This window comes from Kitasatospora sp. NPDC040550 (assembly GCF_055594965.1).
Genome location: NZ_JBVIWC010000009.1, coordinates 108,600 through 126,659, shown reverse-complemented (window position 1 = coordinate 126,659; position 18,060 = coordinate 108,600). Strand labels below are relative to the sequence as shown.

Genomic DNA, 18,060 nt, shown 5'->3' with positions numbered 1-18,060 from the left:
CCCCTCCCCGGAGGCCACCCCCTGCCCCCCCGAAAAGGTGTTTTTCCTCCAGTTGGCACAAACCCCCGTGGGGGTGGTTTTTTCTCCCTGGGTCCTGGGCGCCTGCGGTGCTGTGGTCCCGCTCCGGTGGGAGCGGGCCGTTCACCGGCCCCGAGACCGCGTGGTGCGCGGCTGAGTCCGCTGCCGTGCCCCCGAGTAGGACGGCAGCGGTGACGGCAGGAAGTACGGCCCCGCCGACAGCGGGGCTGGACCGCCTCCGGTCGGGGTCAGCTTTCGGCGAGGATGTGGGACAGCTCCCGGTCGAGGTCGAAGTGACGGTGTTCGGTGCCGGGGGGCACCGCGGCGTCCGTCCGCTTGAGGAACGACTCAAGCGCGCGGGCCGGGGCCTCCAGCAGGGCTTCTCCTTCCGGAGAGCTCAGGGCGATGCAGACCACCCCTTGCCCGTGGCTGCGCGACGGCCACACCCGGACGTCGCCGGTACCGGTGGGTCGGTGCAGCCCCTCCGCGAGGAGATCTCGGGCGAACACCCACTCCACGGTCTCGTCGGCGCCCGTGTGGAACGTGGCGTGCACGGCGTAGGGGTCGGCGGTGTCGTAGCGCAGGCCCGCGGGGACGGGCAGTGAGGACTCGCTGGACACGATGAGGCGCAGGTGCAGCTCGCAGCTGACCGTGGTGTTCATAAGCGCCATGGCCTTTCGCTCAGTGTGCGCTCGGGGAATCGCACGTCGGCGAACGGACCATCCCACCCCCAAGACCGATGTAAACCCCTCTGTCCCGATTCGGGCGCGAGTCGTACCCCTTACGGCGCATTGCGGAATCGCCCCGGAGTACCCGCCCGGGGCATTACCGGTGGTTCTTCTCGGTCGGATTCCGGATCGACGTGTACGCGGCCCGTCGGAGTGACGGGCGGGCCGGGAACAGGGGAGCGGGTGGTGGGGCCGGGCCCGACGAGTCGTGCGCGCGGGCGGGAGGGGGCGGGAGGGGCGGGACGGGCGGCGGGGAGGGCTCCGGCCCAGGGGTCCGGGGCGGGGCGGCCGGCGGGCGGGGTGTTCGGAGCACCCTCCGGGATGCGGTAATGTTTTCCCTGCACCCGGGCGATTAGCTCAGCGGGAGAGCACTTCGTTCACACCGAAGGGGTCACTGGTTCGATCCCAGTATCGCCCACCGGAATGCATTGTGATATGTGAGGCCCAGTCGATTATCGACTGGGCCTCACATGTATTTCCGGAATCCATCCGAAGAGCCGGTACCGAATCCGGCTGAGGGCCAGTCATCTTCCGTGCGGAGCGCGAGTTCTGTGGATGCGTCGGCCGTACCCCGGAAGAGCGAGTTGTACGACCGCCCCCGAATGGTGCTACAGTTCTTCTCGTTGCCCGGGCGATTAGCTCAGCGGGAGAGCACTTCGTTCACACCGAAGGGGTCACTGGTTCGATCCCAGTATCGCCCACCGGACAGCAGGCAGGCCCTGACCAGGAAACCGGTCAGGGCCTGCGGCGCGTTCCGGACCGGTCACGCCGCCGCCCGGCACCCGTGCTCCGGCTCCAGCCGACGACCGCAGACGCACCGGGCCGGCCGCAGCGGCCACGACAGGTCCACCCGCTCCGGCGTTCCCGAGCTGTCGAACCAGGCCTGCAGCCCCCGGGCCTGCGCCGCGTGCCAGACCGCCTGCCGCAGGTGCAGCTCCGCCGCCGTCAGTCCGCCGAGCGCCGCCGGATAGCGGGCGCCTATTCGCCGGATCAACGACAGGGCCGCCGTCGCGTCCGCCGCCGCGTCGTGTGCCCCGGCGAGGTCCACCCCGTAGTGGGCGCACAGGTCGGTCAGCGTCCGCCGGCCCTTGCGGTAGCGGTCCACGTGCTTGTCCAGCACCCGCGGATCCAGCACCACCAGGCCCGCCCCGGCCAGCCCGGTGCTCAGCGGGAGGCCGTGGTGGCGCCGCAACTCCCGGTCCAGCAGGGTCAGGTCGTAGGGGGCGTTCATCACCACCACCGGGCGGCCGGCCAGCGCCTGGGCCGCCAGCGCGCGGGTGACCTCGGCCACCACCGTGCGGGCCGGGCGGCCGTACGTCCGGACCTGCTCGTCGGTGATGCCGTGCACCGCCCGGGCCCCGTCCGGGATCGGCACGCCCGGATCGGCGAGCCAGGTGGTGGTCTGCGCCGGTGCGCCCGGGGTGAGTTGGACGACCAGGGCGGCGGAGACGATGCGGTCGGACTCCACGTCCACGCCGGTCGTCTCGGTGTCGAAGGAAGCGAGTGGGCCGGTGTACCAGTGCTGCTGCATGACTGCCCCTCAGGCGTGCGTTCCGCGCCCTGGTGATACCCGGTTCTGACGGTCGCTCAACCCGTTTGGCCCAGCTGCGACCGGGGATCCTGCCACTGGGCCGCTCGGCCCGGACGGGCCCGGAGCCGGGGGAGGCCACGGGGCGATGGCACTGACACAGCCGCAGCCCGACGGAGCGGCGACCACACTCAGGGGGAACCTCGCGGTCACCGCCTGCATGGAGACGCTGCAGGTCGGCTACCTGCACGCGGTCGCCGCGGCGGCCGGCTGCTCGCTCTCCCAGCCGTTCCCGGACAACGGCATCGACTGGCAGGTCAGCCACGGCTCCCGGGAGCACGACGTGGACGACGAGGTCACCATCAAGATCCAGCTCAAGGCGACCCAGCAGATCGCGCCCGGTCCGGCCGGGCCGTTTTTCAGCTTCACCCTGGACAACGACCACCTGCGCAAGCTCGCCCGTGCCCGGGTCGCCGTCCCGCGGATCCTGGTCGTGATGCTGCTGCCGCGCCGGGTCGACCACTGGCTCCGGGCCCGCCCGGACGCCCTCGAACTGCGGCACTGCTGTTACTGGGTCAACCTGGCCGGCCACCCCGTCACCGGGAAGCGGCGCACCAACGTCCGGGTGCCCACCGGCAAGGTCTTCGACGACCGCGCGCTCTGCGACATCATGGCCCGGGTCGGCGCGGGCGGCAGCCCGTGACGGCCCGGCCCCGGCAGCGAGGAAGCACGCCCATGACCCTGCCGCACGGACCGGAGGACCGAGCCCGGGCCCTGCCCGACCCGGCCACCGTCGACCCCGCGGTGTTCGCCACCCTGCTCGCCCGGCACGGCTGGGTGCGGCGCGGCGGCCCCACCACCCGGTACGGCCGCTGGACCCCGCCGGACGGCGAACCCGGCACCAGCCTCCTCGTCCCCACCGGCGACGGCTTCGACGACGCCGTCGACCTCCTCACCGACGCCGTCACCGCGCTCTCCCGCTCCCGCACCCCCTCCGCCCGCTCGATCCTCCTCGCCCTCGTCGTCCCCGGCGACGAACTCAACTGGCGCCGCGAACTCCCCGGCCCCGCCGACGCCGCCCCCTGGGACGACGCCGAACGGCTCCAGCGGGCCGCGCGCTCGATGCTCGCCGCCGGGGCCAAGGCCGGCCGGACCACCGCCGGCTACTTCGGTGCCCGGCTGGACGGCCTCGCCGGGGAGTTCCTGGACCGCGTCCTCCTGGTCGAACAGGGCGTCGTCGACCAGGGCGCCGCCCTCACCGCCTACACCCCCGCGCCCGAGGGCCGCACCGCCGTCACCACCCTGGTCCGCGCCCTGGAGGCGCTGCGCGACGCCGTCGACTACCGCCGGGTCAGCGGCGGGCCCGAGGCCTTCGAGAACGCCGTCCGCTCCGGGGTCAGCCGGGAACTCGTCCGGTCCGTCGAGGACCTCGTCCGCGGCGCCACCGCCGCCCGGCTCACCGTCGCCTGGTCGCCCGCCGCCGGCACCCCGGGCGGCTTCGGCGACCGCCGGATCGACCTCGACTTCTCCCCCGGGGACCTGCCCGCCCTCGCCGAGGCCGCCGAACTGCTGGAGCGGATCGAGCCCGCCGTCGACGTCACCGTCGTCGGTGTGGTCGTCCGGCTCAAGCGCGCCGACCCCGCCGGACCGGGCTCGGTACGGCTCCGGGTGCTCGGCGGCGCCGAGGTCCGCGAACTCAAGGCCAGGCTGCCCGACCCCGACTACCGGCTCGCCGCCGAGGCCCACCTCACCGGCGTCCCGGTCCGGCTCTCCGGCCGCCTGGAAGGGCGGGACGGCTTCCGCCGGCTGATCCGGCCGCACGGCCTCGAGCTGTGCGGTTGGGCGGACGACGACCGGGAACGGCTGCTCAAGGGGCTCCAGGAGGGAGGAGAGAGGTCCTGAGTGCGCGGTGCGGTTGGTGCTCTCGGTACCATCGTCACGCGCAGCGCTGTGTTGCGTCCTCTGAATCCAGCACGTCAGGAGAGACCGGTGACGGACGTCCGGGTAATCATCAACCGCGAACCCGATCGGGAAGAGCGCGTGGTGACCACGGGCACTACGGCCGCCGAGCTCTTCGCCGACGACCGCTCGATCATCGCCGCCCGCGTCGGCGGCCAGCTCAAGGACCTCGCGTACGCCGTCCAGGACGGCGACGAGGTCGAGCCGGTCGCGATCGGCAGCAAGGACGGCCTGGACATCCTGCGCCACTCCACCGCGCACGTCATGGCCCAGGCCGTGCAGCAGCTCTACCCGGAGGCCAAGCTCGGCATCGGCCCGCCGGTCAAGGACGGCTTCTACTACGACTTCGACGTCGAGAAGCCCTTCCACCCCGATGACCTCAAGGCCATCGAGAAGAAGATGCAGGAGATCATCAAGCGCGGGCAGAAGTTCTCCCGCCGCGTGGTCACCGACGAGGCCGCCGCCGAGGAGCTGGCCGCCGAGCCGTACAAGCTGGAGCTGATCGGCCTCAAGGGCTCCGCCGCCACCGCCGGCGAGGGCGCTGACGTCGAGGTCGGCGCCGGCGAGCTCACCATCTACGACAACCTGGACGCCAAGAGCGGCGAGCAGTGCTGGGGCGACCTCTGCCGCGGCCCGCACCTGCCCAGCACCCGCCACATCCCGGCGTTCAAGCTGATGCGCAACGCCGCCGCCTACTGGCGCGGCAGCGAGAAGAACCCGATGCTCCAGCGCATCTACGGGACCGCCTGGCCGACCAAGGACGAGCTCAAGGCCCACCTCGACTTCCTGGTCGAGGCCGAGAAGCGCGACCACCGCAAGCTCGGCAACGAGCTCGACCTCTTCTCCATCCCCGAGGAGATCGGCTCCGGCCTCGCCGTCTTCCACCCCAAGGGCGGCATCATCCGCCGCGCGATGGAGGACTACTCGCGCAAGCGGCACGAGGAAGAGGGCTACGAGTTCGTCTACACCCCGCACGCCACCAAGGGGAAGCTCTTCGAGAAGAGCGGCCACCTCGACTGGTACGCGGACGGCATGTACCCGCCCATGCAGCTCGACGAGGGCGTGGACTACTACCTCAAGCCGATGAACTGCCCGATGCACAACCTGATCTTCGACGCGCGCGGCCGCTCGTACCGTGAACTGCCGCTGCGCCTCTTCGAGTTCGGGACGGTGTACCGCTACGAGAAGTCGGGTGTGGTGCACGGCCTGACCCGGGCCCGCGGTTTCACCCAGGACGACGCCCACATCTACTGCACCCGCGAGCAGATGGCGGAGGAGCTCGACTCCACGCTGACCTTCGTGCTCAACCTCCTGCGTGACTACGGTCTGACCGACTTCTACCTGGAGCTGTCGACGAAGGACGAGGAGAAGTTCGTCGGCAGCGACGAGACCTGGGAGGAGGCCACCCGCGTCCTCGCCGCCGTGGCCGAGAAGCAGGGTCTGCCGCTGGTTCCGGACCCGGGCGGCGCGGCGTTCTACGGGCCGAAGATCTCGGTGCAGGCGAAGGACGCCATCGGCCGTACCTGGCAGATGTCGACCATCCAGCTCGACTTCAACCTGCCGGAGCGCTTCGACCTGGAGTACACCGCGGCGGACGGCTCGCGCCAGCGGCCGGTCATGATCCACCGCGCGCTGTTCGGTTCGATCGAGCGCTTCTTCGCGGTGCTGCTGGAGCACTACGCCGGCGCCATGCCGCCGTGGCTGGCCCCGGTCACCGTGACCGGCATCCCGATCACCGACGAGCACGTGCCGTACCTGCTGGAGGTCGCGGCGGAGCTCAAGAAGCACGGGATCCGGGTCGAGGTGGACACCTCGGACGACCGCATGCAGAAGAAGATCCGCAACGCCCAGAAGACCAAGGTCCCGTTCATGCTCATCGCGGGCAACGACGACGTCGAGGCGGGCGCGGTGTCCTTCCGCTACCGCAACGGCGAGCAGAAGAACGGCGTGCCGGTCGCGGACGCCGTGGCCGAGATCGTGGACGCGGTGAAGAACCGCATCCAGGTGTGACGCCGTAGTCGGACCGTTGACGCGCGGGGCAGGCTCTTCAAGAGTCTGCCCCGCGCGGCTTTGCAAGCACCTTCGGGCGAATATGCTGATCAGCATGACGACTGAGCCGGAACTGCAGCGGGGTGTCGGTGAGCCGGACGGCTTCCGGCGCCTGTGGACCCCCCATCGGATGGCGTACATCCAGGGTGAGAACAAGCCCACCGGCCCGGCTCCGGACGACGGTTGTCCGTTCTGCTCGATCCCGTCGCTGAGCGACGAGGAGGGGCTGGTCATCGCCCGGGGGAGCGCCGTGTTCGCGGTGCTGAACCTCTACCCGTACAACGGCGGGCACCTGATGGTGGTCCCGTACCGGCACGTGGCCGACTACACCGACCTCGACGGGGCGGAGACGGCCGAGCTGGCGGACTTCACCAAGAAGGCGATGACCGCGCTGCGCGCCGCCTCGGGGGCGCACGGGTTCAACATCGGGATGAACCAGGGCGCGGCGGCCGGGGCCGGGATCGCCGCGCACCTGCACCAGCACGTGGTGCCGCGCTGGGGCGGGGACACCAACTTCATGCCGGTGGTCGGCCACACCAAGGTGCTGCCGCAGCTGCTGGCGGACACCCGCAAGATGCTGGCCGAGGCCTGGTCGCAGGACTGAGCCGGCCGGACGCGCGAAGAGGGGCCCGCCACCGAGGAGTTCGGTGGCGGGCCCCTCTTCGCGCGTCGTTCCCGGTCAGTCGGCGCTGAACTCGTCGACCTTGTACGGGCGGCTGCCCTGCGCCTCGGACTTGATGATCGAGGTGCGGTTCTTGAAGAACCGGTCCGCGTCCAGGTCGTGCTCCTGGAGGAACTCCAGGGTGGCGGTGTGCACCGCGTTCAGCACCGGGACGGAGGCGTTGAGGGCGTTGTCGACCATGGAGCGGTTGTTCCAGGCGGTGCCGACCCAGGAGTGCCGGAGTCCGAACGGCTCGGGCAGGCCGAGGCCGCCGCCGAGCCAGCCGAGCAGGCCGGGCATCTTGTGGAAGGGGGCGCGGACGGCCTGGCGGACCACCTCGTCGTTGTCGATCAGGGGGAGCTTGACGGTGCGCTCCTCCCAGAACTTCACCGTCTTGGCGACCGACTTCTCCTTGTCCTTGGGCTTGTCGAAGAAGACGCCCTTGACCGGGCCGAGCGCGTAGCCGGCCACCGAGATGCTGAGCACGTTGGCGAGCAGGGTCACCGTGACGGTGAAGGTGATGATCAACTTGCCGTCGTGGGTGATGAACTGGGTGGCCAGGTAGTGCCGGGGTCCGCCGGGGAAGGTCTGCTTGTCGGCGAGGCTCTGGACGGCGAAGTCGCGCATCCGCTCGCCGTCCATGTCGGCGCCGCCGGGGCGGCTGATCTCGTCGGCGCCCTCGCTGACGTCGAAGACCGCCCACTGCTTGATGACCACGTTGGGGATGCCGCTGTTGGCGACGTGGCTGACCCCGAGACCCTTGAGGTGGGCGGAGATCCGGCGGACCAGGTCCCAGGGGTGGAAGGCCCGGAAGTCGGCGTGGCCCTCGGCGGGGTGCAGGGTGTCGGCCAGGCGCCACTCGCCCCAGCGGCGGCCGGCACCGAGGATGCCCTTGGGGCCGGCGTAGTGGTGGACGTTGGTCTCCTGCTCGGCGTCCAGCCGGCCGAGCTTGTCGCGCAGCTCGTTGGCCTTCTTGTCCAAGTCGTCGCGGGGGACGGCCTTGGCGACGGTGGCGGCGACGGCGCTGCCCTCGACCAGGGCCTGCCAGCGGGTGCGGAGGTCGGTGGCGGAGCGTTCGACGATCCGGCGGGCGAGGTACCAGCCGAGCACCGGGGCGAGCATGGTGATCCGCAGGTAGATGCCGAGCAGACCGGCCGCCGGCGGGAACAGCACCAGGTAGCCGGCCAGGACGGCGACCGCGATCAGGGCGAGGGCGCCGTAGGTGTCGGCTCCCCGGGCGTTGTCCCGCTTGAGCCAGGCGCGCAGTTGGAAGGCGCCGAGCCAGATCAGGGTGCCGGGGAGGAAGAGCAGGCCGGTGACGACGCTGACGGTGCTGAGCTGCCGGTCGCGGGCGTGCCGGAGTTCCTCGGCGGCCAGGCAGTGCTCGACGACCTGGCGGGTGTCGACGCCGAAGGAGGGGACGAGGGGCTTGCGGTCGCCGCCGAGGGCGCGGGAGATCAGGGCCTTGCTGAACGCCTCGCCGAGGTTGGGGCGGAAGAGCGCGAAGCGGCCCTTCTTCTCCTTGGCGTCGGTGACGTCGGTGACGAACTTGCCGATCTCGCCGTCGCGGTAGGCGGCGGAGGAGAGCGCCTGGGTGACGGCCGTCTGCGGGCCGGTGTCGGTCCGGGGTATCTGCGCACCCGGGGTCATGTCGAGTGTGGCCACGGTGGCGTCTGCTCCTCCCCTTGTCAGCGGCAGGTTACCGTGCCGTGGCACCCCTGCGCGGATGATCGTCTGAACTACCGTCACGAAGCGGTGCGTTCCGGCCGCACCCGGGCCTGAGGGGCATGATGCCCAGCTTCGGGCGGGTCGATACCCGCCCGGGCCGACGGTGTGAGGGTGGAGGAGGATGGAGGTGAAGGCGATGAAGGGGGCTGTCGTGGTGAAGGATCCGGTGCTGGTCTTCGACGGGGACTGCGCGTTCTGTTCGTCCTGCGTGCGCTGGGGGGAGCGGTACCCGCGGCAGACGCTGGCCTCGGGTGGCTGGGAGCCGGTGCCGTTCCAGTTCGCGGACCTGGCGGAGCTGGACGCGGTGGCGGGCGGTCGCGGTGAGGTGTCGGCCGAGCGGGCCGAGCGCGAGGTGCTCTGGGTGACGCCGACCGGTCGGGTGTACGGGGGCGCGCAGGCGGTGGCGCGGCTGCTGCTGCGCACCGGGGGCGCGTGGGCGTACCTGGGCGCGCTGTTGACCTTGGCGCCGGTGCGGCCGGTGGCGGGTGCGGTGTACCGCTGGGTGTCGCGCAACCGGCACCGGATGCCGGGGGGTACGGCGGCGTGCGCGCTGCCGAACCGGAGGCCGGCTCAGTCGGTGTAGCGCTCGGCCAGAGCGGCGGGCATGGGTTCGTGGCGCAGGTAGGCGCGGGAGAACTCGGCGGTGCCGTGGGTGAGGGAGCGCAGGTCGACCGGGTAGCGGACGAGTTCGAGTTCGGGGACCTCCGCGCGCAGCAGGGTCGTTCCCTGGCCGCCGGTTTCGGTGCCGAGGACGCGGCCTCGGCGTGCGGAGAGGTCGCCGAGGACGGCGCCGAGGTACTCGTCGGGCAGCAGGACGCTGACGGCGGCGACGGGTTCGAGCAGGCGGATGACGGCGTGTTCGGCGGCGTCGCGCAGGGCGAGGGCCGCGGCGTTCTGGAAGGAGGAGTCGGAGGAGTCGACCGAGTGCGCCTTGCCGTCGGTGAGGGTGACCCGGACGTCGACGAGCGGGAAGCCGGTGGCGACGCCCTTGGCGAGCTGGGCGCGGACGCCCTTCTCGACGGAGGGGATGAAGTGCTTGGGGACGGCGCCGCCGACGACGTGCTCCTGGAACTCGAAGCCGGAGCCGGCCGGGAGGGGTTCGACCTCCAGGTCGCAGATGGCGTACTGGCCGTGGCCGCCGGACTGCTTGACGAGCCGTCCGTGGCCGGCGGCGGCGGTGCCGAAGGTCTCGCGCAGGGCGACCTTGGGTTCGACGGTGTCGACGTGGACGCCGTGGCGGGTGCGCAGCCGGTCGAGGACGACCTCGGCGTGGGCCTCGCCGGTGCACCAGAGGACGAGCTGGTGGGTGTCGGGGTTCTGTTCGAGCCGTAGGGCCGGGTCCTCGGCGGTGAGCCGGGTGAGGGCCTGGGAGAGCTTGTCGTCGTCGGCCTTGCTGTGGGCTTCGACGGCGATCGGGAGCAGGGGTTCGGGGAGGGTCCAGCCGTCGAGTTCGACGGGGTGGCCGGGGTCGTGGACGGTGTCGCCGGCCCGGGCGGTGGTGAGTTTGGCGGCGCAGACGAGGTCCCCGGCGACGGCGTGCGGGACGGGGCGCTGGAGTTTGCCGAAGGGGCTGGTGAGGCCGGTGACGCGTTCGTCGCCGTTCTGGTCGGCGGTGTGGGCGGGGCCGACGAGGTGGATCCGGCTGTCGGGGCGCAGGGTGCCGGCGTAGAGGCGCAGCAGGCTGATCCGACCGACGTAGGCGTCGCCGGTGACGCGGACGACCTGGGCGGCGAGCGGGGCGTCGGGGTCGCAGGCGGGGCCGGGGCGGGTGCGTTCGGTGGGGTTCGGGAAGGTGTGGGCGATCAGGTCGAGGAGTTCGGCCGAGCCGAGGCCGTTGTCGCTGGTGGGGACGGCGGGGTGGAGGGTGCAGTCGAGGACTTCGCGGCGCATCCCGGCTTCGAGGGAGTCGGCGTCGAGGGGGTCGCCGGCGAGGTAGCGCTCCATGAGGGTGTCGTCCTGGCCGGAGATGGCTTCGACGAGGCTGTCGTGGGCGGGTCCGGTGTCGGGGAGGGGGTCGGCGTCGCCGTAGGTGTCGCCGGTGAGGAGGTCGACGCTGCCGTCGGGGTGTCCGTCGTGGAGGACGGGCAGGAAGAGCGGGCGCAGGGTGTCCGGGCCGAGCTCGAAGGCGTCGTGGCAGCTGCCGAGGATGTCGTCGAAGCCGGTGCGGGCGAGGTCGAGCTTGGCGACGGCGATGGCGCGGGGGATGCCCTCGGCGGCGCACTCGCGCCAGAGGGCGCGGGTGGGGGCGGTGACCGGGTCGGTGGCGGAGAGGACGAAGACGGCGGCGTCGGCGGCGTGCAGGGCGGCGCGCAGGTCGGCGGCGAAGTCGGGGTGGCCGGGCGGGTCGATCAGGTTGATCTTGACGCCCTTCCACTCGAGGGGGAGCAGCGAGAGCTGGACGGAGCGCTGCTGCTGGTGCTCGATGTCCTCGTGGTCGGAGACGGTGGTGCCGTCGGCGACGCGGCCGGGGCGGCCGGTGGCGCCGGCAGCGAGGGCGAGGGATTCGGCGAGGGTGGTCTTGCCCACACCGCTGGAGCCGACGAGGACGACGTTGCGCAGGTCCGTGGGGCCGGTGACGGCGGGTGCCTGGCCGGCTCGTGCGGTGCTGCGGTCGGGCATCGGGGTCTCCTCCCGTGGCGCCGAAGCTGTCCTTGGCAGTCTAGGGTCGGGTCCTGCTCGGGCGCGTGTCGTGCGGGGGGTCGCGCCGGGGGCCGTGGCCCGGGGGGCCGTCCGGCGGTGCGTGCGTCGGAGCCTGTCCCGGGCGTGGCTACGATGGGTGCGCCGGGCGGGCTCATTCGTCCGGCCGTCTGCCGCGCGTGTTGCGCCAGGCGGGTACCTGGGAGATCGGAGCGGCTGGGAAGGCCATGCTCAACAAATACGCGCGTGCCTTCTTCACACGTGTTCTGACCCCGTTCGCCGCGTTCCTGATCCGGCTGGGCGTGAGCCCGGACGCCGTGACGCTGATCGGTACGGCCGGCTCGGTGGCCGGTGCGCTGGTGTTCTTCCCGCGCGGGGAGTTCTTCTGGGGCACCATCACGATCACGCTGTTCATCTTCTCGGACCTGGTGGACGGGAACATGGCCCGCCAGCTGGGCCGGACCAGCAAGTGGGGCGCCTTCCTGGACTCCACGCTGGACCGGGTCGCGGACGCGGCGATCTTCGGCGGTCTGGCCATGTGGTACGCGGGCAAGGGTGACAACAACCTGCTCTGCGCGGTGGCGATCTTCTGCCTGGCCAGTGGCCTGGTGGTGTCGTACACGAAGGCGCGGGCGGAGAGCCAGGGCCTGCCGTGCGACGTGTCGGGGCTGGTGGAACGGGCCGAGCGGCTGGTGATCAGCCTGGTGGCGGCCGGGGTGGCCGGTCTGCACACCTTCGGGGTGCCGTACGTGGAGTGGCTGCTGCCGGTGGCGCTGTGGCTGGTGGCGGCGGGCAGCCTGGTGACGGTGTTCCAGCGGATGCTGACCGTGCGCCGTGAGGCGTTCGAGGCCGACCGAGCGGCGGCCGGGAGCTGATGGGGGGCGTCCTGCGATGACGGACCGACTGGTGTACTGGGCGTACGCGCTGGGCTGGGCGGTGTTGAAGCACCTGCCGGAGCCGGTGGCGCGGTGGCTGTTCGACCGGTTGGCGGACTACGCCTGGCGTCGTCGCGGGCCGCGGGTGCGGCAGCTGGAGGCGAACCTGCGCCGGGTGCGTCCGGGCCTGCACGAGGCGGCGCTGCGGCGGTTGTCGCGGGCCGGGATGCGCTCCTACCTGCGGTACTGGATGGAGTCCTTCCGGCTGCCGGTGTGGAGCCGGGAGCGGGTCCTGCGGGACGTCCAGGTGGACGGCTACGAGCGCCTGCGGGAGGTGCTGGAGTCCGGGCGGGGCGCGGTGGTGGCGCTGCCGCACATGGCCAACTGGGACTTGGCGGGCACCTGGATAGCGCACCTGGGCCACCCCTTCACGACGGTCGCCGAGCGGTTGAAGCCGGAGCGGCTGTTCGACCGGTTCGTGGAGTTCCGGGAGGGCCAGGGCATGGAGGTCCTGGCGCTGTCCGGCGGCGGGGCGAACGTGATCGGCACGCTGGCGCGCCGGCTGCGCGCGGGCAAGCTGGTGTGCCTGGTGGGGGACCGGGACCTCTCGGCGGCCGGTATCGAGGTGTCCTTCTTCGGTGAGCCGACCCGGATGCCGGCCGGGCCGGCGGCGCTGGCCCAGCGCACCGGTGCGGCGCTGCTGCCGGCGACGCTCTGGTACGACGGTCCGGTGCTGCGGGGGACCATCCACCCGGAGGTGCCGGTGCCGGAGGAGGGCGACCGCAAGGCGCGGACGCTGGCGATGACCCAGGCGATCGCCGACGTGTGGCAGAAGGGCATCGGCGAGCACCCGCAGGACTGGCACATGCTGCAGAAGTTCTGGCCGGCCGACCTGCCGGCCCGTGAGACGGTGGGGGGCGGGTCCGCCGCGGCGCGCGCCGCGGCTGCGAAGGAGCCCGCCGCCGAGGCCTCCGGCGCCTGAGTCCGGCCCGTACGACTGCCCGAAGGAGCTTGAGGAACCCGTGAAGATCGGCATCGTCTGCCCGTACGACTGGGACGTCCCCGGCGGGGTGCAGTTCCACATCCGGGATCTTGCCGAGCACCTGATCGGTCTGGGCCACGAGGTGTCGGTGCTGGCGCCGGCCGAGGACGACGAGGCGCTGCCGCCGTACGTGGTCTCGGCGGGGCGGGCGGTGGCGGTGCCGTACAACGGGTCGGTGGCCCGGCTGAGCTTCGGCATCCTGTCGGCGGCCCGGGTGCGGCGGTGGCTGCGCGAGGGGCGCTTCGACATCCTGCACGTGCACGAGCCGGCCTCGCCGAGCCTGTCGATGCTGGCGGCCTGGTCGGCGACCGGGCCGATGGTGGGCACCTTCCACACCTCGAACCCGCGCTCGCGGGCGATGATCGCGGCCTCGCCGATCCTGCAGCCGGGGCTGGAGAAGATGCGGGCCCGGATCGCGGTGTCGGAGTACGCCCGGCGGACCCTGGTGGAGCACCTGGGCGGGGACGCGGTGGTGATCCCCAACGGGGTGGACGTGGAGTTCTTCGCGGACGCCGAGCCGGACGAGCGGTGGACGGGCGGCGCGGCGGCGGGGGCGCCGGGCACGATCGGCTTCATCGGCCGGATCAACGAGCCGCGCAAGGGCCTGCCGACGCTGCTGGCGGCGCTGCCGCGGATCCTGGCGGAGCGGCCCGGGGTGCGGCTGCTGGTCGCGGGGAAGGGCGACGAGGAGGAGGCGGTGGCCGGCCTGGCGCCCGAGGTGCGCGCGCAGGTGGAGTTCCTGGGCATGGTCTCGGACCGGGAGAAGGCCCGGCTGCTGCGCAGCGTGGACCTGTACGTGGCGCCGAACACCGGTGGCGAGAGCTTCGGGATCATCCTGGTCGAGGCGATGTCGGCGGGCGCCCCGGTGCTGGCCAGCGACCTGGACGCGTTCAAGCAGGTGTTGGACGGCGGGGACGCCGGGGAGCTGTTCCCGGTGGAGGACGCGGACGCGCTGGCCCGTACGGCGCTGCGGCTGCTGGGGGACCCGGGGCGGCTGGAGGAGCTGCGCAAGGCGGCTTCGCGGCACGTGCGGCGGTTCGACTGGTCGACGGTCGGCGCGGACATCCTGGCGGTGTACGAGACGGTGACGGCCGGGGCCGCGGCGGTGGTCGAGGAGGACGAGCGCAGCGGTCGGCGCGGGCGGTTCGGCCTGGCCCGGGACTGACGGCCGGGGCTCGCGTGGCGCCCGGTGCCGGTGGGGTTAGGGTCGGGCCGACCGCACCACTGTGACCCATGGGGGAAACGATGCCGCAGATCTCCGTCGACTACTCGTCCAGCCTGGCCGGGTCCTTCGAGCGCCGGGCGCTCGGCCTGGCGATCAACCGGCTGGCGGAGGAGACGATCGACGCCAAGCCGGGGTCCTGCAAGACGCTGTTCCGGCAGAGCGAGGACCTGGTGGTCGGCTCCGACGGGCCGGTGGGCGACGCCCAGGTGTACGTCGAGTTCCAGGTGTTCCCGGGCCGTACGCCGGAGGCGAAGGCGGCGCTGAGCGAGGGCGTGGTGGCGCTGCTGGCGCAGCACGTGCGGCCGGCGCCGGGGACGCGGCTGTTCACCGCGGTGAACGTCGCGGACATCGACCGGGAGAGCTACCGCAGCGGCGTCGTCCAGGGCTGACACCGGGCGGGGCGGCCGGTGACACCCGGTAACGTAGCGGTCCGTGACTACCTGGATCTGGGCCGGCGTGGCCGTGGTGCTGTTCGGCATGTACCTGAGTTGGACGGCCGGCCGTCTGGACCGGCTGCACGCCCGGATCGACGCCGCGCGGGCGGCGCTGGACGCGCAGCTGGTCCGGCGGGCCTCGGTGGCGATGGAGCTGGCGACGTCCTCGCTGCTGGACCCGGCGGCCTCGCTGCTGCTGCTGGACGCGGCGCACGCGGCCCGGCAGGCCGAGGACGAGCACCGCGAGGTGGCGGAGAGTCAGTTGAGCCTGGCGCTGCGGGCGGTCTTCGAGGAGTCGGAGCAGGTGACGGCGCTGGTCGCGGAGCCGGGTGGTGACGAGGCGGTTCGTGATCTGACGGCCGCGGTGCGGCGGGTGCCGATGGCCCGCCGGTTCCACAACGACGCGGTGCGGGCGGCGCGGGCGGTGCGGGAGCACCGGCTGGTGCGGTACTTCCGGTTGGCGGGCAAGGCGCCGTTCCCGATGGCCTTCGAGATGGACGACGCCCCGCCGCCCGCCCTTACGCCCGAGGGAGCGCCTGCTTAGGCTGTCCTCGGATACGGCCCGTTTGTCGCATCCCGTCGTCCGGGCTGGACTTGGTGGCGCATGGTTGGGCCACCCGATCTGCCTACCATAGGGCGATAGCACTGGTTAATCTTCGAGTGAGGTCTCACGTGTCCACCACCCCCACCACCGCAGACCAGCCGCAGATCGGTACCGCCCGGGTCAAGCGCGGCATGGCCGAGCAGCTCAAGGGCGGTGTGATCATGGATGTGGTCAACGCCGAGCAGGCGAAGATCGCCGAGGACGCCGGCGCGGTGGCCGTCATGGCGCTGGAGCGGGTTCCGGCCGACATCCGCAAGGACGGCGGCGTGGCCCGCATGTCCGACCCGAACATGATCGAGGAGATCATCGAGGCGGTCTCCATCCCGGTGATGGCCAAGTCCCGCATCGGGCACTTCGTGGAGGCCCAGGTCCTGCAGTCGCTGGGTGTCGACTACATCGACGAGTCCGAGGTGCTGACCCCGGCCGACGAGGTCAACCACTCCGACAAGTTCGCCTTCACCACCCCCTTCGTCTGCGGTGCCACCAACCTGGGTGAGGCCCTGCGCCGCATCGCCGAGGGTGCGGCCATGATCCGCTCGAAGGGCGAGGCCGGCACCGGCAACGTCGTCGAGGCCGTCCGCCACCTGCGCCAGATCAAGAACGAGATCGGCCAGCTGCGGGCCCTGGACCACAACGAGCTGTACGCCGCCGCCAAGGAGCTGCGCGCCCCGTACGAGCTGGTCAAGGAGGTCGCCGAGCTCGGCAAGCTGCCGGTCGTGCTGTTCTCCGCCGGTGGCGTGGCCACCCCGGCCGACGCCGCGCTGATGCGCCAGCTGGGCGCCGAGGGCGTCTTCGTCGGCTCCGGCATCTTCAAGTCGGGCGACCCGGCCAAGCGTGCCGCCGCCATCGTGAAGGCCACCACCTTCTTCGACGACCCGAAGATCATCGCGGACGCCTCCCGCAACCTGGGCGAGGCCATGGTCGGCATCAACTGCGACACCCTGCCGGAGACCGAGCGCTACGCCAACCGCGGCTGGTAGTCACCCCCGCCCTTCGCCCGGCCCGCCGCAGCGCTTCGGTGTGCGGCGGGCCGCGCCGCGTCCTTCCGTAGTAACGATCGATAGAGGTTGAAGACCGTGAGCACTCCAGTCATCGGCGTCCTCGCCCTCCAGGGCGACGTCCGCGAGCACCTGGTGGCGCTGGCCGAGGCCGACGCGCTGGCCCGTCCGGTGCGCCGCGCCGAGGAACTGGCCGAGGTCGACGCGCTGGTGATCCCCGGCGGGGAGTCCACCACCATGTCCAAGCTGGCCCTGCTGTTCGGCGTGATGGAGCCGCTGCGCGAGCGGGTCGCGGCGGGCATGCCGGTGTACGGCACCTGCGCGGGCATGATCATGCTGGCCGACAAGATCCTCGACGGCCGGGAGGACCAGGAGAGCGTCGGCGGCATCGACATGACGGTGCGCCGCAACGCCTTCGGCCGGCAGAACGAGTCCTTCGAGTCCGGCCTCGCCTTCAAGGGCTTGGAGGAGCAGCCGGTGCACGGCGTCTTCATCCGCGCCCCCTGGGTCGAGGCGGTCGGCGCGGGCGTCGAGGTACTGGCCGAGCTGCCCGGTGCGGACGGTCCGGAGAGCCGGATCGTGGCCGTGCGCCAGGGCAACCTGCTGGCCACCTCGTTCCACCCGGAGCTCACCGGCGACCACCGCGTGCACGCCTACTTCGTGCAGATGGTCGAGGAGCACCTCGCCGCCCGGTAGGCCGCGGCGGCCGTGTGCGTCCCACCGGTGACGACACCGGTAAGATCTCATCTGTTTCATTTCCATTTGGCGACGTAAAGGAGCTGGCGATGTCCGGCCACTCTAAGTGGGCTACCACCAAGCACAAGAAGGCCGTGATCGACGCCAAGCGCGGCAAGCTCTTCGCCAAGATGATCAAGAACATCGAGGTGGCGGCGCGTACCGGCGGTCCCGACCCGGCGGGCAACCCGACCCTCTACGACGCCATCCAGAAGGCGAAGAAGAGCTCGGTCCCGATCGACAACATCAACCGCGCCGTCAAGCGCGGTGGCGGTCTGGAGGCCGGCGGCGCCGACTACCAGACCATCATGTACGAGGGCTACGGCCCGAACGGTGTCGCCGTCCTGATCGAGTGCCTCACCGACAACCGCAACCGCGCGGCCTCCGACGTGCGCGTCGCGATGACCCGCAACGGCGGCTCGATGGCCGACCCGGGCTCGGTGTCGTACCTGTTCAACCGCAAGGGCGTCGTGATCGTCCCGAAGGCCGACGGCGTGGACGAGGACAAGCTGTTCGAGGTCGTCCTCGACCAGGAGCCGGAGGAGATCAACGACCTCGGCGACTCCTTCGAGATCGTCTCCGAGGCCTCCAAGATGGTCGCCGTGCGCACCGCGCTGGTGGACGCCGGTGTCGACTACGACTCGGCCGAGGCCAACTTCCTCCCGAGCATGCAGGTCGAGCTGGACGTCGACGGCGCCCGCAAGATCCTCAAGCTGATCGACGCGCTGGAGGACAGCGACGACGTGCAGAACGTCTTCGCCAACTTCGACATCTCCGACGAGGTCGGCGCGGAGCTCGACTCCGAGTGACCCGGCGTCGCCCGTACGACGGCGGGTGAT

General features: G+C 71.7%; 17 protein-coding genes and 2 tRNA genes. 15 read left to right on the top strand and 4 right to left on the bottom strand.

The genetic code is table 11. The features are described from left to right. Positions 1-266 precede the first annotated feature (266 nt). The gene (locus ACZ58X_RS15885; RefSeq protein ID WP_030056266.1) at positions 267-680 is read right to left on the bottom strand and encodes an SsgA family sporulation/cell division regulator; all 414 of its coding nucleotides are present in this window, start codon (positions 678-680) and stop codon (positions 267-269) included. A 412-nt stretch (positions 681-1,092) separates the two neighbouring features. On the opposite strand from ACZ58X_RS15885, the gene ACZ58X_RS15880 reads away from it, so the two are divergent. Then, positions 1,093-1,164: transfer RNA gene (locus ACZ58X_RS15880), tRNA-Val, on the top strand. A gap of 211 nt (positions 1,165-1,375) precedes the next feature. Continuing rightward, positions 1,376-1,447, top strand: a tRNA-Val gene (locus ACZ58X_RS15875). A 62-nt stretch (positions 1,448-1,509) separates the two neighbouring features. Here the strand turns inward: ACZ58X_RS15875 and ACZ58X_RS15870 are convergent. Continuing rightward, positions 1,510-2,277 carry an exonuclease domain-containing protein gene (locus ACZ58X_RS15870; protein ID WP_470334224.1) on the bottom strand — a complete coding sequence of 256 codons (768 nt, stop codon included), beginning with the start codon at positions 2,275-2,277 and terminating at the stop codon, positions 1,510-1,512. 145 nt (positions 2,278-2,422) lie between these two features. Between ACZ58X_RS15870 and ACZ58X_RS15865 the strand changes: the two genes are divergently transcribed. The 4 genes from ACZ58X_RS15865 (at position 2,423) to ACZ58X_RS15850 (ending at position 6,886) form a co-directional block, all read left to right on the top strand. Continuing rightward, positions 2,423-2,977, top strand: a complete 555-nt coding sequence (locus ACZ58X_RS15865; protein WP_470334223.1) for a DUF4365 domain-containing protein — start codon at positions 2,423-2,425, stop codon at positions 2,975-2,977. 32 nt (positions 2,978-3,009) lie between these two features. Continuing rightward, on the top strand, positions 3,010-4,176 hold the full coding sequence (locus ACZ58X_RS15860; protein WP_470334222.1) for a hypothetical protein: 1,167 nt from the start codon (positions 3,010-3,012) through the stop codon (positions 4,174-4,176). 87 nt (positions 4,177-4,263) lie between these two features. After that, on the top strand, positions 4,264-6,243 hold the full coding sequence (gene thrS / locus ACZ58X_RS15855) for a threonine--tRNA ligase (protein ID WP_470334221.1): 1,980 nt from the start codon (positions 4,264-4,266) through the stop codon (positions 6,241-6,243). An 82-nt stretch (positions 6,244-6,325) separates the two neighbouring features. Then, positions 6,326-6,886, top strand: a complete 561-nt coding sequence (locus ACZ58X_RS15850; protein ID WP_470334220.1) for an HIT family protein — start codon at positions 6,326-6,328, stop codon at positions 6,884-6,886. A gap of 75 nt (positions 6,887-6,961) precedes the next feature. Here the strand turns inward: ACZ58X_RS15850 and ACZ58X_RS15845 are convergent, their stop codons facing one another. Beyond that, positions 6,962-8,608: a hypothetical protein gene (locus tag ACZ58X_RS15845; protein ID WP_470334219.1), complete on the bottom strand. Its 1,647-nt coding sequence runs from the start codon at positions 8,606-8,608 to the stop codon at positions 6,962-6,964. A 199-nt stretch (positions 8,609-8,807) separates the two neighbouring features. Between ACZ58X_RS15845 and ACZ58X_RS15840 the strand changes: the two genes are divergently transcribed. Continuing rightward, positions 8,808-9,254 (top strand): thiol-disulfide oxidoreductase DCC family protein, encoded by a 447-nt coding sequence (locus ACZ58X_RS15840; protein ID WP_470334343.1) that lies wholly within the window; start codon positions 8,808-8,810, stop codon positions 9,252-9,254. Here the strand turns inward: ACZ58X_RS15840 and ACZ58X_RS15835 are convergent. Further along, positions 9,242-11,290, bottom strand: a complete 2,049-nt coding sequence (locus ACZ58X_RS15835) for an elongation factor G-like protein EF-G2 (RefSeq protein WP_470334218.1) — start codon at positions 11,288-11,290, stop codon at positions 9,242-9,244. The genes ACZ58X_RS15840 and ACZ58X_RS15835 overlap by 13 nt on opposite strands. 245 nt (positions 11,291-11,535) lie before the next feature. Here ACZ58X_RS15835 and pgsA point away from each other — a divergent pair, with 245 nt between their 5' ends. The 8 genes from pgsA to ACZ58X_RS15795 all read left to right on the top strand — a co-directional run bounded on the left by pgsA (position 11,536) and on the right by ACZ58X_RS15795 (position 18,030). After that, positions 11,536-12,183 carry a phosphatidylinositol phosphate synthase gene (gene pgsA / locus ACZ58X_RS15830; RefSeq protein WP_380462568.1) on the top strand — a complete coding sequence of 216 codons (648 nt, stop codon included), beginning with the start codon at positions 11,536-11,538 and terminating at the stop codon, positions 12,181-12,183. A gap of 16 nt (positions 12,184-12,199) precedes the next feature. Then, the gene (locus ACZ58X_RS15825; RefSeq protein ID WP_470334217.1) at positions 12,200-13,165 is read left to right on the top strand and encodes a phosphatidylinositol mannoside acyltransferase; all 966 of its coding nucleotides are present in this window, start codon (positions 12,200-12,202) and stop codon (positions 13,163-13,165) included. Between the two features lie 40 nt (positions 13,166-13,205). Beyond that, positions 13,206-14,390 carry a glycosyltransferase family 4 protein gene (locus ACZ58X_RS15820; protein WP_470334216.1) on the top strand — a complete coding sequence of 395 codons (1,185 nt, stop codon included), beginning with the start codon at positions 13,206-13,208 and terminating at the stop codon, positions 14,388-14,390. Positions 14,391-14,470: 80 nt separating this feature from the next. Beyond that, entirely contained in the window at positions 14,471-14,839 is a 369-nt protein-coding gene (locus tag ACZ58X_RS15815) for a 5-carboxymethyl-2-hydroxymuconate Delta-isomerase (RefSeq protein WP_470334215.1), read from the top strand. Between the two features lie 43 nt (positions 14,840-14,882). Beyond that, positions 14,883-15,428 carry a LemA family protein gene (locus ACZ58X_RS15810; protein WP_470334214.1) on the top strand — a complete coding sequence of 182 codons (546 nt, stop codon included), beginning with the start codon at positions 14,883-14,885 and terminating at the stop codon, positions 15,426-15,428. Positions 15,429-15,556: 128 nt separating this feature from the next. After that, a complete protein-coding gene (gene pdxS / locus ACZ58X_RS15805; protein WP_375890021.1) occupies positions 15,557-16,468 on the top strand; it encodes a pyridoxal 5'-phosphate synthase lyase subunit PdxS in 912 nt (303 codons plus the stop codon). Between the two features lie 96 nt (positions 16,469-16,564). Beyond that, on the top strand, positions 16,565-17,182 hold the full coding sequence (gene pdxT / locus ACZ58X_RS15800; protein WP_470334213.1) for a pyridoxal 5'-phosphate synthase glutaminase subunit PdxT: 618 nt from the start codon (positions 16,565-16,567) through the stop codon (positions 17,180-17,182). Positions 17,183-17,271: 89 nt separating this feature from the next. Beyond that, entirely contained in the window at positions 17,272-18,030 is a 759-nt protein-coding gene (locus ACZ58X_RS15795) for a YebC/PmpR family DNA-binding transcriptional regulator (RefSeq protein WP_470334212.1), read from the top strand. The last annotated feature ends 30 nt before the right edge of the window (positions 18,031-18,060 follow it).

Excerpts from the sequence above, each read along its gene's own strand:
- ACZ58X_RS15815 (WP_470334215.1), top strand. The coding sequence starts at position 14,471 with ATGCCGCAGATCTCCGTCGACTACTCGTCCAGCCTGGCCGGGTCCTTC.
- ACZ58X_RS15885 (WP_030056266.1), bottom strand. The coding sequence starts at position 680 with ATGAACACCACGGTCAGCTGCGAGCTGCACCTGCGCCTCATCGTGTCC.
- ACZ58X_RS15835 (WP_470334218.1), bottom strand. The coding sequence starts at position 11,290 with ATGCCCGACCGCAGCACCGCACGAGCCGGCCAGGCACCCGCCGTCACC.
- ACZ58X_RS15870 (WP_470334224.1), bottom strand. The coding sequence starts at position 2,277 with ATGCAGCAGCACTGGTACACCGGCCCACTCGCTTCCTTCGACACCGAG.
- ACZ58X_RS15865 (WP_470334223.1), top strand. The coding sequence starts at position 2,423 with ATGGCACTGACACAGCCGCAGCCCGACGGAGCGGCGACCACACTCAGG.
- ACZ58X_RS15825 (WP_470334217.1), top strand. The coding sequence starts at position 12,200 with ATGACGGACCGACTGGTGTACTGGGCGTACGCGCTGGGCTGGGCGGTG.
- ACZ58X_RS15860 (WP_470334222.1), top strand. The coding sequence starts at position 3,010 with ATGACCCTGCCGCACGGACCGGAGGACCGAGCCCGGGCCCTGCCCGAC.
- ACZ58X_RS15850 (WP_470334220.1), top strand. The coding sequence starts at position 6,326 with ATGCTGATCAGCATGACGACTGAGCCGGAACTGCAGCGGGGTGTCGGT.
- ACZ58X_RS15840 (WP_470334343.1), top strand. The coding sequence starts at position 8,808 with ATGAAGGGGGCTGTCGTGGTGAAGGATCCGGTGCTGGTCTTCGACGGG.
- pgsA (WP_380462568.1), top strand. The coding sequence starts at position 11,536 with ATGCTCAACAAATACGCGCGTGCCTTCTTCACACGTGTTCTGACCCCG.
- ACZ58X_RS15795 (WP_470334212.1), top strand. The coding sequence starts at position 17,272 with ATGTCCGGCCACTCTAAGTGGGCTACCACCAAGCACAAGAAGGCCGTG.